Origin of the sequence: Pseudomonas sp. S31, from assembly GCF_016648105.1 — a bacterium.
Classification (GTDB): domain Bacteria; phylum Pseudomonadota; class Gammaproteobacteria; order Pseudomonadales; family Pseudomonadaceae; genus Aquipseudomonas.
Genome location: NZ_JACVVE010000037.1, coordinates 13,631 through 28,437 on the forward strand (window position 1 = coordinate 13,631; position 14,807 = coordinate 28,437).

Here is a 14,807-nt window from a genome sequence, read left to right on the forward strand (position 1 = left end):
ACCGTTCCGCGACCTTCGGGTCCGGGGCGGTTGCCAGGCAGTGGGCAATCAAAAAACATCCGGTGAATTCAACCATGACGTCCTCAAACCCTGCTGAAATCCATTCTCAGGCGAACAACTTTCTTGGCGTTGTCCAATCTGCGGTCAACGACCGAACCGGACAGTTCGACCTGAGCATCAGTCTTCCCTCGCTACTGGCCAATAACCTGGCCGGCCCTGCCCTGCAGCTGAGCTGGGCGTTCAGTTCACTGGCCTCGCAAAGCAACCTGGGTTATGGGCTGGGCTGGTCGCTGCTGATGACCCGCCTGGTCGTGAACCAGGTCGCCTCATCCTTGCAACTGCGCACAGGTGAGACTTTCGCAGTTGATAACAGAAAGTCCGACTGGTCCAACGGCGGTACCTTGGCCTTCCACGACTACAAACTCAAGGCCATGCAGGTGACCCGCCTGAACGCTCGCCAATATCGTATCTACCACAAGAACGGCGAAACCGAGATTCTCACGCAAGCCGGTCGCAGCAACCGCTACGTGTTGACTGAATTGCGTTCGCCGGAAGGCCGCCGCCTGCACCTGCAATGGCGCTCCAGCCGACAGTCGGACTTCCTCGCCGAGATCAGGGACGAACGGCGTACCCTGGTCCGGTTCGAGCGCAGCGCGGGCGACGTGCAGGTTCGACTCGACCCGGACGATCGTCCCAGCACGGTGCGCTTCAGAACCAGCAACCAACGCCTGAGCAGCGTGCAGGTGCCGCTGATCGACAAACCCTTCACCTTCGCCTACCGACAACTGGGCGTCGGCAACCACACGCAATTGCTATTCCCTCGGTCGGTCGAGGGGCCGTTGGGCGCTACCGATACCGTCCACTGGTCCAGCCGCCAGGCACATCGGGTTCCTCAAGGCGGCCCATTCGAATACTTGCCACGCGTGACCGGCTGGACGCACGGCACTGGCGCCTCCCAGGCCGTGCTGCACCGCACCTACCGCTGGGTCGGCCAGACCAACTTCCTGGGCTATGGCAGCATCGGCAGGTTCGATTGGGTGACCGGCCGCGACAACCTGTACCAGGTGAACAAGGACTATCGCTACAGCGTCATCGAAACTCAAACTGACCACCAGGGCCAGACCCTCGCCACCATCACCCGTCAATGGGATCGGTTCCACCTGCTGACCCGAGAGACCACGGTCCGAGGACGCTTCGAGATGGAGACGGTAAACACCTATGGCATCGATCCTGACAAAACCTGGGAGCAGCAGAATGCGGCAAGCCAGCTGCCGCACTCGGTCACTGTCACCTACCGGCAATTGGATAGCGGCGAGGCTCGGACTGAAACCACGGCCTACACCTATGATGACTACGGCAACATGCTGTCGACGACATTCCCCACTGGCGTGCGCGAAGAGTATTCGTATTTCCCCGCAAAAGGCCTGGGGGACGAGTGTCCACCGGACAGCAGCGGCATGGTCCGCTACATGGCCAGCAAAACCGTCACGCCCGCAACGCTGCCCGACGGCACTCACGGTGGGGCGCCAACCCTGCGTACCTGCTATCGCTACGAACTCCTGCCATCGATCATCGCCAATGATCCTGCGCATGCCGTGGTCATCAGCGAAACACTTCACGATCTGTCGGCCGGCAAACAGCTCGAGTGTACTGTCCAGGCCTACGAGCGCACTGTCGGTGCGCATTACGGTGAGTTGATCCGCGCCAGCACCACCTTGAACGACATCACCACCACCACCGAATACCATCATCGACTGGAGCACGGTCTGCTGTGCACCACCACCGTGGTCCAGGGCTTCGAAGGCGACGCAGTCAACCGCTCCAGCAGCCAGCTGGCACGCTGCTCCCTGAGCGGCCTGACTGCGTGGGAAGAAAGCACTGCGGGTAGTCGCACCGCTTACTACTATGACCTGCTGGGTCGCATCGTCCGCACCGTACTGGCAGCAGACAGCGAGTACCAAGCCAGCCGCAGCTGTGCCTATCACCTGGACGATGCCTTCATACACGCCAATGCCCCTGAACTCACACGGGGGTTCCGCCCACGCGCCTGCCTGGAGGAGACTGACGCCACCGGCCACCGCAAACGGACCTGGCTCGATGGCGCGGGCCGTGCGGTGGCGGTGCAACTGGAGGATCGCGACGATACAGCCAGCACGTTCCGCATCGTCGGCTGTACCCATTTCGATGCACTGGGGCGCACGACTGCCAGTACCGCGTGGGACTGGTTCCCAGGCCAAGCCCAACCACTCGAACTGACCAGCACTACCTCGTACGACGCCTCGGGCCATACCCAAACCCACAGCGCACCCACTGGCCTGTTGACGATCACTCGCCAGGACCCGACCGCCATGCGGACCGAAAGTTGGCAACAGAGCCCATCAGGCCAGACCAGCGCGAAGCAGGTGGCCATGGTCAATGTCGCGGGCAGCCCGGTTTGCCAGGATCTTTTCGATCAGCAGGCACGCCTGGTCCGTACCACGCACTGGGTGCGTGATGGCCTGGACCGCATCATCGAAGAGCGTGTGTTGACCAGCGACCAGCCAGCAGCGCCGCGCATCACTCGACGTCGCTACGACGCCTATGGCCGTGTCGAACGCCTGACCCGCGAGGATGGCACACATATCGTCACGACCTACGCCGCCCACAGCGATGGCCCTCACCCGACCTCCATCAGCCTGCAACATTCCGAGCCCTACGTATGACTGACCTATCGCTTTATCACCTGCTCGGTCGTCAAAGCTTCGACGGCCTGGGCCGCCAGCTCAGTGTGAGTACTGGCGGACGTACCACCCTCCACCACTATCTGGCCGGACAACTGCCACCCAGCGCCAATACCCTGGCCGATGGCAGCTGTGTCCGATTTGCTTACATCGCCGCACTGGACAACCTGCTGCAACGCATCCAAGCGGATGGCGAACCCGCCAATGACTTCACCTACGACCCGGGGCTCGCGCAAATAAGCTCCGCCACCGGCGCCCTTGGCACTCAGCACATGATCTACGGCCCCAGCGGCAAGCCCCGCACCGACGTCTGGTCCGTCAACGGCGCCGATCACACCACCACCTGGCGCCACAGCCTCGGCGGCCTGCTCCTGGGTTTCGAGGATGCCAACCAGGTGAACCATGAACGCCACCTGGACACCTTCGGGCGGCTGCGCCAGGTGGTTGTCGGCGACGTGACCTGCACTATCGGCTACGACGCGTTCTCGCGACCGCTCAGCTACAGCACCCTCGACCCGGCCAGCGGCAACCGACTGCTGCAAACACTCACCTACGACAGCCTTGGACGTGAGCAGAGCCGTACCTTCGTCGCCACGCTCGCCGAAGTGACCCGCAGGCAAACCCAGACCTTGACCTACAACGACCTCGACCAGGTCGTGACCCGCCGCTGGCAAGACGACGAGCGGGAGGGCAGCGAGCACTTCGGCTACGACCTGCGTGGCCGTTTGATCCACTATCGCGCCGACCCTGCCGTAGCGCCTGAGGACCCCTTCGGCAACCGCGTGGTCGAGCAACACTTCGTTTTCAATGTGCTCGACGGCTACGAAAAGATCCTGACGACGTTTGCCGATGGGCGTCGCGATGAGTCCGAATATCACTACGACAACATCGAAGATCCCTGCCAGGTCAGCCGTATTACCCACACCCACCCTGCCTGGCCCGCCATCATCGCCCTACACTACGACGCCTGTGGTCGATTGTGTGCCGACAGCCTCGGGCGCACGCTGACCTGGGATACCCAGGACCGGGTCACGCGCGTCGCCTACCAAGGCCGAGTCTGCGAATATGCGTATGACCCCAGCGGCAACCTGAGCGATCGGCGCGTCGATAATGTGCTGAGCCGCAGTTTCCACAGTGCAGGCCAGTTGACCCATGAGCAACGCGGCGATGAAGTCATACGCTTGGCCGCCGATGCTGGCCAGCTGTTTGCCCTCGACCGCCTCAGCGCGGGCGTGCGCCAAGGCAACGTCACCTTGCTGGGCTGCGATGCCCAGGGCAGCGTGCGTGTCGAGGCCGATAACGCCGTGCGCAACCGCCACTACACCGCCCATGGCGCTGAGCCGGGCACGTCAGGCAAGGCGGACAACCCGTTTGGATTTACCGGCGAGCGCCGCGAGCCGCTGACCGGCTGGTACATTCCCGCCGGCTATCGCCCCTACGATCCACTGCTGATGATCTTCCTCGCCCCCGACAGCGAAAGCCCGTTCGGCCGTGGGGGGTTGAATACCTACGCGTACTGTGGAGGTGATCCGGTCAACCGCGTCGACCCCGACGGCCACTCCTGGTGGAAGTGGTTGGTGACCGGGATCGGCATCGTGCTTGGCGCCGTCGCCACGGTCGCCAGCTTTGGCGCAGCGGCGCCGGCTTTCGCCGCAGTGGCCGCCAGCGGGCTTGGCGCATTGACAGCCAGTGGTGCTGCGGCCATCACCGGGGCAACGCTGGGCGCTGTTTCATTGGGCACCGGTATCGCTTCGACAACGCTCGGGGCAGTCGACAAGGACTCGAAAGCCGCGGGTATCCTGGGGTGGATCTCATTGGGAACTGGCTTGGCAGGTAGCGCGTTGGAGATCGCGCCTAAAGCAGCTACTGCTTTGGCGACGAAAGCACGTGCAATAGGAAGGGCAGCCGTTAAGTCAAGCAAAACAACGGCTGTGGCGAAACCAGGGCTTCCCGGCAACATCTCGAACAATCTCATTGCGCCAAACAAAGTTTCAGCACCAGTAACGCTGTACTCGAAAGGCGGCGGTTCAGCGGATGTCGCGTTCCACCCCAACTATCTCGGTGGCGGTACTGCCGCATTCGAAACGCATGGGTCGACCACCGGACTTTTGATGGATACCACCGGCGCGATGGTCAAACCACAAAAAGTAGGATACAGAGCCAAAGCTTGGCTGGACGCCAATCGACCTGAGGGCGAACCCTTCACCCTGATAGCCTGTCACGCCGCAGAGTCAGGGGCTGCACAAATCGTTGCAGATGTAACAAACCGCCCGGTCACCGCCTTCAAACAAGCGATTTTCGTCAACAGCCCCATGGAGTCCATGAGCCTTGTAGCACCCAATGGTGCTTTGAACATCCCACTGCAGGCAGGACCGCGAAGCGTTCTGGATCTTATTTCTGGGCGAAGTGCCCAAGCGGTTCCCGCTCAATCAAGGATATTCGTGCCGCGGTCCTTCGTTGCCTGAGTGCGCCCAGTCATTTGATCATGCCGATAGGCCCTTCAGCCAGAACGACAGGATCTTGTCGGAGCTTGCCTGTTCGTCCACGTCACGCCACGCATACTGGGTGCGCAGCGACGGGTCATGCAGGAAGCCACGGTTGCGCCAGAACCCATGCAGCGGTTTGTAGTGCGAAGGCCGACGCGGATGCGCGCCCGGCCTTTCCACTGCGCAAAAGGCACAGCAGTCGAACTCGGCCAGCTTGTGTGCATACGACTCGCGCTCGATGAAAAAGCGCACACCCAGGCCCTGCCCCCGGTACTGCGGCAGCACCATCGAATCGGCAAAGTAATAGACGCTGGCAGGATCGCGCCCCTGGACCAGAAAGGGTTGCTGAAAGGCCGGGGCCACATCCATCAGGGGCAGCCCCGTCGAGGCGCCGACCACCTGGCCGTCGTACAGCGCCAACACCACCAGGCTGCGACCTGAGCTGGCGTAGGTTGCGAAGTATTCGGCCTCGGCTTCCAGCGTGCCGTCGTAAAGGTAGGGAAACTCGCGGAACACCGTCAGGCGCAGGCGAGCGAGGTCATCGATGTAAGGCGCGATAGCGGCGCCGTGCAACAGGCGGATTTCCATGCTTGGCGGTCGTTGTGTCGTGGTGGATGACGCGCTCGGCTAAACCGGGCTTGAGGGGAAACCCTATCATCCGCGCCTACACGCCGCCTTTTCCCTCCACGACAGGTATTGTTCCGTGACCGCTATCGGGCAGGTCGAGTGGACCTGTATCGGCCTCTTCGCGGGACAAGCCCGCTCCCACTACCCAATCCCGTGTAGGAGCGGGCTTGCCCCGCGAAGGGCCAGATCAGGCAATACGGGTGCCCAATACCCTGAGAAACGCTGCAAGCCACGCCGGATGCGCCGGCCAGGCGGGTGCGGTGACCAGGTTGCCATCGACATGCGCCTGGTCCACGGCAATATCGATGAACGTGCCACCGGCCAGGCGCACTTCCGGTGCGCAGGCCGGGTAAGCACTGCACTCACGCCCTTCCAGCACCCCAGCCGCCGCCAGCAGCTGGGCGCCGTGACACACTGCGGCGATCGGCTTGCCAGCCTGGTCGAAGGCCTTGACCAGCGCCAGCACCCGCTCGTCCAGGCGCAGGTACTCCGGCGCCCGGCCGCCAGGGATGAGCAAGGCATCGTAGCTTTCGGCACGGACCTGAACGAAGTCCTGATTCAGGGCAAAGTTGTGCCCCGGTTTCTCGCTGTAGGTCTGCTCGCCCTCGAAATCATGGATGGCGGTGCGCACCGTCTGCCCGGCGACCTTCTCCGGGCACACTGCATGCACGGTGTGGCCGACCATGGTCAGGGCCTGGAACGGCACCATCGCTTCGTAGTCCTCGACGTAATCACCCACCAACATGAGAATCTTCTTCGCCGTCATCGCATCCACTCCTTGCAGGGCCTGGGAACAGTCCATGCAAGATAGTCGCTCTCAGTTGCGACGGTCGAGCAGATTGACCACCAGTCGGTCCAACCACCCCCACACCCGCTGCTTCACCCGCCGCCAGAGCGGCCTCGCGTTCCAGTGATCGAGGTCGACTTCCTCGCTCAGGGCGAAGTCACGCTCGAAACTGGCCAGCACGGCGGCGGTCAACGCCGGGTCTAGCGCCTCGACGTTGGCCTCCAGGTTGAAGCGCAGGTTCCAGTGGTCGAAGTTGCACGAGCCGATGCTGACCCAGTCATCCACCAAGACCATCTTCAGGTGCAGGAAGCACGGCTGGTACTCGAAGATCCGCACCCCCGCGCGTAACAGCCGCGGGTAGTAGCGATGCCCGGCGTAGCGCACCGAAGGGTGGTCGGTACGCGGGCCGGTCAGCAGCAGGCGTACGTCGACACCCTTGCCAGCCGCCCGGCGCAATGATCGGCGCACGCTCCAGGTCGGCAGGAAGTACGGCGTGGCCAGCCACACCCGCTGCTTGCCGCTGTTCAGCGCACGCACCAGCGAATGCAGGATGTCCTGGTGCTGACGGGCGTCGGCATAGGCCACCCGGCCCATGCCCTGGCCCTGGGCCGGAACCTTGGGCAGCCGTGGCAGGCCGAAACCCTCGGCCGGGCGCCAGGCGGTGCGGCGGTTGTTGGCATGCCATTGGCGGTCGAACAGCAGTTGCCAGTCGACCACCACCGGCCCCTGCATGTGCACCATCACCTCGTGCCACTCCGATCGCGGCTCGCCCGGTGTCCAGAACTCGTCGGTGACGCCGGTGCCACCGACCACCGCCCAGCGCTCGTCGACCAGCAACAGCTTGCGGTGATCGCGGTAGAGGTTGCGAAACCCCCGGCGCCAGCGCAGGCGGTTGTAGAAACGCAGGTAGACGCCAGCCTCGCTCAGGCGCGCGCGCAACGCCGTACCGAAGGCCAGCGAGCCGTAGTCGTCGAACAGGCAGCGTATCCGTACCCCGCGCCGCGCCGCGCGCTCAAGCACCTCGACCACCGCGTTCGCGCAATCGCCGGCCTCGACCAGGTACAGCTCCAGATCGACTTGATACTGCGCCTGCTCGATGGCCTGGAGCATGCGTGGAAAGAACTCGGGGCCGTCGATCAACAACTCGAACTGGTTGCCTTCACGCCAGGGAAAGACCGGCCCCGGCATGTCAGCGCGCGTTGAAGATCAGCACCGCGTTGACCGGCACCGTCGGGTTGATGGACTTGAGCTTGGCGAACTTGCGCAGGCTCTCCAGGCCCGGCATCAGGCCGTAGTCCTCGGCGCGCAGCACCAAGGGCTCGAGCGTGACCACCTGGAAGCGCCGCTGGTCCAGGCGGGTGGCCAGCAGCAACGCGTTGTAGCTGTGCGATTGGCCATGCAGGGTGACCGTCAGCGGCAGGCGCAGCTCGATCTGCGCACCATCGGCGAGGTCGTTGAGCGGGCGCAGGTCGATCTGTGCCTTGACCGTGGCCTCGGCGAACTGCCTGACCTCGAACAGCTCGTCGCGCATGCGCTCGTCACGCAGGGGGATGCCGCTGCTCACCGAGTCCATCTCGATGCGCAGGTTGGCCGTACCTTTGCCGTCGACACTGCCGTGCAGCACCAGGAAGCGATGCACCTCGGCGGTGTCGCCGTTCTTGCCGGCGACGAACGACAGGCGTGACGACTCGCCATCGAGGTGCCAGTTGGCGTGGGCTGGCAGGCACAGGGCCAGCAGCAATGCGGGGAGCAGGCGGGACAGTTTGAACATGACGAATCTCGTGAAGCCAAGCCGCCAACCTTACCCGCCCGCCTTCACGGCAGCAAGCTGCAGCCCTCACGCGCGCCCTGCCACTGGGCCTGGTTGCGCCGGCCGAGGCCCTCGGCGGTCACCCGGCGTTGTGCGCCGTCTTCCTCGAGCAACCCCAAGGGCAGCCATTGCTTCACGTAGCCGCGGCAATACGCCGCGTCGAAGCCCATGACGAAGCGGCACGAGCAGTATTCCTTGGCCGAGTAGGCCGAGAGAATCCCGGGGAAGTCCGCCAGTGCCTGGCGTTCATGCCAGGCCCAGCCAAGCAGGGCGAGCAGCACCAGCAGCAGCAAGCGTTTCATCGCCCCTCCCCGGCCACTGCGGCCAGCACGCGCTTGAGCAGTTCGTTGTGGCTGTAGCGGGCATCCCGGTCGTCGGCGTAGCGCACGATCACCAGCTTCTGCGCGGGTAGCACATACAACGCCTGTCCCCAGTGGCCGAGTGCCGCGTAGGAAGTGGTCGGCACGTCGGGCCAAGGCGTCTGACTGCCAGCCAGTGGCTGGTTGAGCCACCAGTGGCCACCAGGGTTGGCTTCTCCGGGAGTAGCCTGGGCCCGTTCGAACAGCGTGGTATTGAACGCGACCCAGCTCGCCGGCAACAGCTGGCGGTCACCCCAACGCCCGCCACGCTGCATCAGTAGGCCGATGCGCGCCAGGTCACGGGCACTCAGGTAGAGATAGGAAGAACCGACGTAGGTGCCGCTGCCGTCGCGTTCCCAGGTGGCGCTGGTGATACCCAATGGCTCGAACAACGCTTGCCAAGGGTACCCGGCATAGGCCTCGGCGCCGAGCATGCCGCGCAGGGTCGCCGCCAGCACGTTGCTGTCGCCGCTGGAGTAGAGAAAGCGCCTGCCGGGGGCTTCGGCAGCAGGCCGCGCCGCAGTGTAGGCAGCCATGTCGTGGCGCCCGCGGGTGTAGAGCATCGCCACCACCGAGGACTTCAACGGCGCGTATTCGTAGTCTTCCTGCCAGTCCAGGCCACTGGCCCAGTGCAGCAGATCGGCCAGGGATACCTGCGGGTGAGCCTGCATGGGTGGGTAGAAGCGTGCGGCGCGGTCTTGCAGTTGGAAGCGGCCCTCGCCCTGGGCCACACCCAACAAGGTAGCGAGCACACTCTTGCTGATCGACCAGGTCAGGTGCGCAGTGTTGGCGGTGGTCGGCGCGGTATAGCGTTCGTGGATGATCTGGCCGTCGCGGATGATCAACAGGGCATCGGTGCGGATGCCGCTGCGATCGCTGGCGTTGCGCTGAGGGAAGGCGTAGGCGTCGACCGCTTGCCAGTCGATGGCGGGGGTATCGACTGGCCAGTCCTCGGCCCAGGCAGGCAGGGTGAACAGGCTGATGATCGCTAGCAGGGTCTTGAGCATGGCGGGGAGCCGGTTGGGGCTGCCTTGCAGCCCATCGCGGGTAAACCCGCTCCTACACAGATTGCACGTACCTGTAGGAGCGGGTTCACCCGCGAAGGGCCGCAACGCGGCCCAGGGGTCAACGGATCACACCAGCATCCCAGGCCTTCATGACAATCCTGCAGCCACCCAGGCCTTGGCCAGACGCTTCTCCCGCGCCGCAGTGGCCAACGCCAGCACGCCCTGGTCGCGCTGCCACAACTGCGCCCACGGCTCCGGCCCTGCCAGCAGGGCCTTGTCGATGGCCCCGCGCAACTCCTGGAACTGCGAGAACAAACCGCCCAGCAACAAGTGGCAGGCCACGCTGTCGGCACACTGCTGACTGCCCTGCGCGCAGCCGGCCAGCAACGCCATCAGACGCAGACGCAGTTCCTGCGGCCAGGCGCATTCCTGGCCCACGCCATATAGCCAGGCCGTCAGTGCCGCGAGCACGTACAAATCCTCCAGCGCGCGAAAGGGTTTCACATAGGCATCCCAGCCATCCCCGGCGAGCAACTCGCACGCCGCTTGCTGCAAGCGCACGCGGCCATGCCCGACCTCGGGCATCAAGGGCAGGGTCGGCAAGGCCTCGAGGGTGACACCTGGCTCCCCCGGATAAACCACCGCCAGGCTCAAGCGCGGCGCCTCACCCTGCCCTTCGCTGCGCGCCGCCACCAGCAGCCATTCGGCGTCCAGCCCGGCGGTGACGAAGTCCTTGTCGCCCGTCAGGCGCAGCCCTTCCAGGCGCACTTGCATGTCGGCGGGTCGCACGCTGCGCCGCTCGGTGGCGCACAGCGCGCCGAGGCCTGCAGGGGCGCTGGGCCAGAGCACGCGCAAAGCAGCCTGATAGCCGACCAGGAACGCCAGCCCTGGCGTCGCCATGGCGCGCCCGCCTAGCACCGCCAGTTCGAAGGGTGCAACGGCACCCAGGCGCTCGCCCAGGGCAGCGTAGGTCTCGCCCAGGGTCGCGGCGAGGGGATGACGAAGGGGATCGTTGAGACGTTGCAACCAGGCCATGGAACGCTCCTCTCACTGGGGCTTGTGGGGCTCGCGGGGTGTCATGCAAGCATCACCAAAGGTTCACAGGGGTGACACCGCATCTACCTAGGCTGACTTTGCACAACAAAGCCGACCGGCCGCAACCCTCTTGGCTGGCTTAGGGAGACACGCAATGACTCGGATCGCTCACTCTGGCGACAACAGCAGCGCACGCCGCCTGCAAGCCGAACGCCTGGTCGGGGCCACCGCCCTGCAGGAAGCCCAGGCATTGCGCTACAAGGTGTTCAGCGCGGAATTCAAGGCCAAGCTCAAAGGTGCCGAACTGGGCCTGGACATGGATGACTACGACGTGCACTGCCGCCACATCGGGGTTCGCGACTTGAACACCGGCGAACTGGTTGCCACCACCCGCCTGCTCGATCACCAGGCCGCCAGCAGCCTGGGTCGCTTCTACAGCGAAGAGGAATTCAGCCTGCACGGGCTGCTGCAGTTGCAAGGCCCGATCCTCGAACTGGGCCGTACCTGCGTGGCGCCCGACTACCGCAACGGCGGCACCATTGCCGTGCTCTGGGGTGAACTGGCCGAAGTGCTCAACGAAGGCCGCTACAGCTACCTGATGGGCTGCGCCAGCATTCCCATGCAGGACGGCGGCGTGCAGGCCCACGCGGTCATGCAACGCCTGCGTGAACGCTACCTGTGCACCGAGCACCTGCGCGCCGAGCCGAAGAAACCATTACCTAGCCTGGCCCTGCCCGGCAACGTCATCGCCGAGATGCCGCCACTGCTCAAGGCCTATATGCGCCTGGGCGCGAAGATCTGCGGCGAGCCTTGCTGGGACGAGGACTTCCAGGTGGCCGATGTGTTCATCCTGCTCAAGCGCGACGACCTCTGCCCGCGCTACGCCCGTCACTTCAAGGCGGCGGTCTGATGCCCAAGCTGCGGGTGTTCGCCCGCCTCGCCCGGTTGTGCCTGGTCCTGCTGCTGGGCCTGTGCCTGGCCAGCCTCATCGCCCTTGGCGAACGCCTGGGGCTGAACGCCTCGGTCGCGCGCCGCCAGCGCTGGACCTGCCTGTTCATGAAACGCCTGGTCGCCGCCCTGCCTTTCGAGGTGCGGGTCAGTGGCGAGCTGCCGCAACGGCCGATGCTGTGGGTCAGCAACCATGTATCGTGGACCGATATCCCGCTGCTCGGCATGCTGCTGCCGCTATCGTTCCTGTCCAAGGCCGAAGTGCGCCACTGGCCGCTGGCCGGCTGGCTGGCGGAAAAGGCCGGCACCCTGTTCATTCGCCGGGGCGGCGGCGACAGCCAACGCCTGCGCGAGCAGATCGGCGAGCAGCTTGGCCTGGCCCGGCCGCTGCTGATCTTCCCTGAGGGCACCACCACCGACGGGCGCCAGCTGCGCACCTTCCATGGCCGCCTGCTGGCCGGCGCCATCGACCGCGGTATGGCGGTGCAGCCGGTGGCCATCCAATACCTGCGTAGTGGCGAAGCCGACCCGATCGCGCCGTTCATTGGCGACGACGACCTGGTCTCGCACCTGCTGCGCTTGTTCGCCGAGCCGAGGGGGCAGGTGCACATACAACTGCTGCAACCGATCGGCAGCGTGGGCAAGGAACGGGCAGCGCTGGCGTTTCAAGCGCAGCAGGCGATTCACCTGGCGTTGTTCGGGGTCGAGGAAGTCGAGCAGTTGCCACGGCGCCAAGCACGGGCAGCATGACCGGTCCTTTCGCGGGTGCAGCGCCGTCATCGGAACCGCAGATATTCCTGTAGGAGCGGGTTCACCCGCGAAAGGGCCAGACGCGACAACGCAGAATTATCTGACTTGCACCCTCCCCGCCGCCGCAAACGCCTGCAACTGCGGATAGAACTCCCGAAAATCCGCCATCAGCGGCTCATACAACCGCACCAGCTCATCCATCACCCCGTCCATGCCCTCCGGCCGCGACAAGCGCCGGGCGATGCCGTCGAACACCTGCTTGAGGGTGGCGAAATCGCTGTAGGCGCCCAACCAGTCGTCCGCCGCCATGAACGGCGCGATCCGCGCCAAACGCCCCGGCAGCTCCGGCTGCGCCAACAGCACCCGATAGAAATCACCGGTGAACTGCTCCAGCGGCTGCTCGGCATAGTCGCCCCAGTGCCGGGCCAGGCAGTGGTCGAAGAACACATCCAGAACGATCCCGGCAAAACGCCGCCGCGCTTGCGGAAAACGCGCCAGCGCCGCCAGCACCAGCGGGTGCCGGTCGGTATAGCTGTCGATGTGCCGATGCAAGCGGATCGCCGCCTCCAGCTCTGGAGCGAAACGCCCCTCCAGCGAGCCTTTGACGAAGTCGCCGTACAAGCTGCCAAGCAGTTGATCCGGCGCCGAGCCGCCGAGGTGCAGGTGTGCGAGATAGTTCATGAGCGCAGTCTAGCACCGCATGCTGGTATATCGTAATAACGCGATATATCGATTTCTGCACGGCTCAGAACTTCTTCATATTTGTATATCGCCCACCCACGATTTACATTTCGTCCTATCGCGATATACCGCTACGACACGAGCCCCACCGTCATGCCACTCGACCTCGACGAAATCATAAAAGCGCTGGCCCATCCGGTCAGGCGAGAAATCCTCAGTTGGCTGAAGGACCCGGCTACGCAATTTCCCGACCAGTACCACAGCACCGAGAACGGCATCTGTGCCGGGCAGATCGACCAGCGCTGCGGCCTGTCGCAATCGACGGTTTCGGCCCACCTGGCGACGCTGCAGCGTGCCGGCCTGATCAGCAGCCAGAAGGTCGGCCAGTGGCACTTCTTCAAACGCAACGAGGACACCATCCAGGCGTTTCTCGAACAACTGCGGCAAACGCTTTGACAAGGCAGGTAAACGACATGACCACGCTTTTCGATCCGATCACCCTGGGCGACCTGCAATTGCCCAACCGCATCATCATGGCGCCGCTGACCCGCTGCCGCGCCGACGAGGGCCGCGTGCCCAACGCCCTGATGGCCGAGTACTACGTGCAACGCGCCAGCGCCGGGCTGATCCTCAGCGAAGCGACCTCGGTCACGCCGATGGGCGTCGGTTACCCGGACACTCCAGGCGTCTGGAACGACGAACAGGTGCGCGGCTGGACCAACGTCACCCGCGCCGTGCACGCTGCCGGCGGGCGCATCTTCCTGCAACTGTGGCACGTCGGGCGTATCTCCCACCCCAACTACCTGAACGGCGAATTGCCGGTGGCGCCGAGCGCTATTCAGCCCAAGGGCCATGTCAGCCTGGTGCGCCCGCTGAGCGACTTCCCGACCCCGCGTGCATTGGAGACCGAAGAGATCGCCGACGTCGTCGAGGCCTACCGCAACGCGGCGGAAAACGCCAAGGCTGCGGGCTTCGATGGGGTGGAGATCCACGGCGCCAATGGCTACCTGCTCGACCAGTTCCTGCAGAGCAGCACCAACCAGCGCAGCGACCGCTACGGCGGCTCGCTGGAAAACCGCGCACGCTTGTTGCTGGAAGTCACCGATGCCGCCATCGAGGTGTGGGGCGCCGGCCGCGTCGGCGTGCACCTGGCGCCGCGTGCCGACTCCCATGACATGGGCGACGCCAACCGCGCCGAAACCTTCACCTACGTGGCGCGGGAGCTCGGCAAGCGTGGCATCGCGTTCATCTGCTCGCGGGAGAAAGAAGCCGACGACAGCCTCGGCCCGCTGATCAAGGAAGCCTTCGGCGGCCCGTACATCGTCAACGAACGGTTCGACAAGGCCAGTGCCACGGCCGCCCTGGCCAGCGGCAGGGCAGACGCGGTGGCATTCGGCGTGCCGTTCATCGCCAACCCGGACCTGCCTGCGCGGCTGGAGGCCGATGCGCCGTTGAATCAGGCGCATCCGGAAACCTTCTATGGCAAGGGGCCGGTGGGCTACATCGACTACCCGCGCCTCTGATTCAAGGGCCATTCGCGGGTAAACCCGCTCCTACACGATCTTGGCTGTAGGAGCGGGTTTACCCGCGAAGAAGG

At 64.6% G+C, this 14,807-nt stretch carries 14 protein-coding genes; 6 read left to right on the plus strand and 8 right to left on the minus strand.

From position 1 onward, the window contains the following. The first annotated feature begins 74 nt into the window (after positions 1 to 74). Entirely contained in the window at positions 75 to 2,702 is a 2,628-nt protein-coding gene (locus IAE37_RS22550) for an RHS repeat protein (RefSeq protein ID WP_201177124.1), read from the plus strand. Next, positions 2,699 to 5,185 (plus strand): RHS repeat-associated core domain-containing protein, encoded by a 2,487-nt coding sequence (locus IAE37_RS22555; RefSeq protein ID WP_201177128.1) that lies wholly within the window; start codon positions 2,699 to 2,701, stop codon positions 5,183 to 5,185. Before IAE37_RS22550 ends, IAE37_RS22555 begins: the two co-directional genes overlap by 4 nt. A gap of 18 nt (positions 5,186 to 5,203) precedes the next feature. Here IAE37_RS22555 and IAE37_RS22560 read toward each other — a convergent pair whose 3' ends face one another. From IAE37_RS22560 to IAE37_RS22590, 7 genes are all read right to left on the minus strand, one after another. Next, a complete protein-coding gene (locus IAE37_RS22560) occupies positions 5,204 to 5,794 on the minus strand; it encodes a GNAT family N-acetyltransferase (protein ID WP_201177132.1) in 591 nt (196 codons plus the stop codon). Positions 5,795 to 6,020: 226 nt separating this feature from the next. Continuing rightward, the gene (locus tag IAE37_RS22565) at positions 6,021 to 6,599 is read right to left on the minus strand and encodes a DJ-1/PfpI family protein (protein ID WP_201177135.1); all 579 of its coding nucleotides are present in this window, start codon (positions 6,597 to 6,599) and stop codon (positions 6,021 to 6,023) included. A 51-nt stretch (positions 6,600 to 6,650) separates the two neighbouring features. After that, positions 6,651 to 7,808, minus strand: a complete 1,158-nt coding sequence (locus IAE37_RS22570; RefSeq protein WP_201177137.1) for a phospholipase D-like domain-containing protein — start codon at positions 7,806 to 7,808, stop codon at positions 6,651 to 6,653. Between the two features lies 1 nt (position 7,809). Continuing rightward, positions 7,810 to 8,391, minus strand: a complete 582-nt coding sequence (locus tag IAE37_RS22575; protein WP_201177138.1) for a YceI family protein — start codon at positions 8,389 to 8,391, stop codon at positions 7,810 to 7,812. 44 nt (positions 8,392 to 8,435) lie between these two features. Further along, on the minus strand, positions 8,436 to 8,732 hold the full coding sequence (locus IAE37_RS22580) for an amidase (RefSeq protein WP_201177139.1): 297 nt from the start codon (positions 8,730 to 8,732) through the stop codon (positions 8,436 to 8,438). Then, complete coding sequence (locus tag IAE37_RS22585; RefSeq protein ID WP_201177140.1) at positions 8,729 to 9,796, minus strand: serine hydrolase domain-containing protein; 1,068 nt, start codon at positions 9,794 to 9,796, stop codon at positions 8,729 to 8,731. Before IAE37_RS22585 ends, IAE37_RS22580 begins: the two co-directional genes overlap by 4 nt. 147 nt (positions 9,797 to 9,943) lie before the next feature. Next, complete coding sequence (locus IAE37_RS22590) at positions 9,944 to 10,831, minus strand: acyl-CoA dehydrogenase (RefSeq protein WP_201177141.1); 888 nt, start codon at positions 10,829 to 10,831, stop codon at positions 9,944 to 9,946. A gap of 154 nt (positions 10,832 to 10,985) precedes the next feature. Between IAE37_RS22590 and olsB the strand changes: the two genes are divergently transcribed. Continuing rightward, entirely contained in the window at positions 10,986 to 11,741 is a 756-nt protein-coding gene (olsB, locus tag IAE37_RS22595; protein WP_201177142.1) for an L-ornithine N(alpha)-acyltransferase, read from the plus strand. Next, on the plus strand, positions 11,741 to 12,529 hold the full coding sequence (locus tag IAE37_RS22600) for a lysophospholipid acyltransferase family protein (RefSeq protein WP_201177143.1): 789 nt from the start codon (positions 11,741 to 11,743) through the stop codon (positions 12,527 to 12,529). The genes olsB and IAE37_RS22600 overlap by 1 nt, the downstream gene beginning before the upstream one ends. A 96-nt stretch (positions 12,530 to 12,625) precedes the next feature. On the opposite strand, the gene IAE37_RS22605 is transcribed toward IAE37_RS22600, so the two are convergent. Next, positions 12,626 to 13,210, minus strand: a complete 585-nt coding sequence (locus IAE37_RS22605) for an acyl carrier protein phosphodiesterase (RefSeq protein ID WP_201177144.1) — start codon at positions 13,208 to 13,210, stop codon at positions 12,626 to 12,628. Positions 13,211 to 13,363: 153 nt separating this feature from the next. On the opposite strand from IAE37_RS22605, the gene IAE37_RS22610 reads away from it, so the two are divergent. Continuing rightward, the gene (locus IAE37_RS22610) at positions 13,364 to 13,666 is read left to right on the plus strand and encodes an ArsR/SmtB family transcription factor (RefSeq protein WP_201177145.1); all 303 of its coding nucleotides are present in this window, start codon (positions 13,364 to 13,366) and stop codon (positions 13,664 to 13,666) included. Between the two features lie 17 nt (positions 13,667 to 13,683). After that, positions 13,684 to 14,733 (plus strand): alkene reductase, encoded by a 1,050-nt coding sequence (locus IAE37_RS22615; RefSeq protein WP_201177146.1) that lies wholly within the window; start codon positions 13,684 to 13,686, stop codon positions 14,731 to 14,733. Positions 14,734 to 14,807 lie beyond the last annotated feature (74 nt).

What these genes read in the sequence shown, in the direction of transcription:
- IAE37_RS22550 (WP_201177124.1), top strand. Translation starts at nt 75, where the DNA reads ATGACGTCCTCAAACCCTGCTGAAATCCATTCTCAGGCGAACAACTTT.
- IAE37_RS22555 (WP_201177128.1), top strand. Translation starts at nt 2,699, where the DNA reads ATGACTGACCTATCGCTTTATCACCTGCTCGGTCGTCAAAGCTTCGAC.
- IAE37_RS22560 (WP_201177132.1), bottom strand. Translation starts at nt 5,794, where the DNA reads ATGGAAATCCGCCTGTTGCACGGCGCCGCTATCGCGCCTTACATCGAT.
- IAE37_RS22565 (WP_201177135.1), bottom strand. Translation starts at nt 6,599, where the DNA reads ATGACGGCGAAGAAGATTCTCATGTTGGTGGGTGATTACGTCGAGGAC.
- IAE37_RS22570 (WP_201177137.1), bottom strand. Translation starts at nt 7,808, where the DNA reads ATGCCGGGGCCGGTCTTTCCCTGGCGTGAAGGCAACCAGTTCGAGTTG.
- IAE37_RS22575 (WP_201177138.1), bottom strand. Translation starts at nt 8,391, where the DNA reads ATGTTCAAACTGTCCCGCCTGCTCCCCGCATTGCTGCTGGCCCTGTGC.
- IAE37_RS22580 (WP_201177139.1), bottom strand. Translation starts at nt 8,732, where the DNA reads ATGAAACGCTTGCTGCTGCTGGTGCTGCTCGCCCTGCTTGGCTGGGCC.
- IAE37_RS22585 (WP_201177140.1), bottom strand. Translation starts at nt 9,796, where the DNA reads ATGCTCAAGACCCTGCTAGCGATCATCAGCCTGTTCACCCTGCCTGCC.
- IAE37_RS22590 (WP_201177141.1), bottom strand. Translation starts at nt 10,831, where the DNA reads ATGGCCTGGTTGCAACGTCTCAACGATCCCCTTCGTCATCCCCTCGCC.
- olsB (WP_201177142.1), top strand. Translation starts at nt 10,986, where the DNA reads ATGACTCGGATCGCTCACTCTGGCGACAACAGCAGCGCACGCCGCCTG.
- IAE37_RS22600 (WP_201177143.1), top strand. Translation starts at nt 11,741, where the DNA reads ATGCCCAAGCTGCGGGTGTTCGCCCGCCTCGCCCGGTTGTGCCTGGTC.
- IAE37_RS22605 (WP_201177144.1), bottom strand. Translation starts at nt 13,210, where the DNA reads ATGAACTATCTCGCACACCTGCACCTCGGCGGCTCGGCGCCGGATCAA.
- IAE37_RS22610 (WP_201177145.1), top strand. Translation starts at nt 13,364, where the DNA reads ATGCCACTCGACCTCGACGAAATCATAAAAGCGCTGGCCCATCCGGTC.
- IAE37_RS22615 (WP_201177146.1), top strand. Translation starts at nt 13,684, where the DNA reads ATGACCACGCTTTTCGATCCGATCACCCTGGGCGACCTGCAATTGCCC.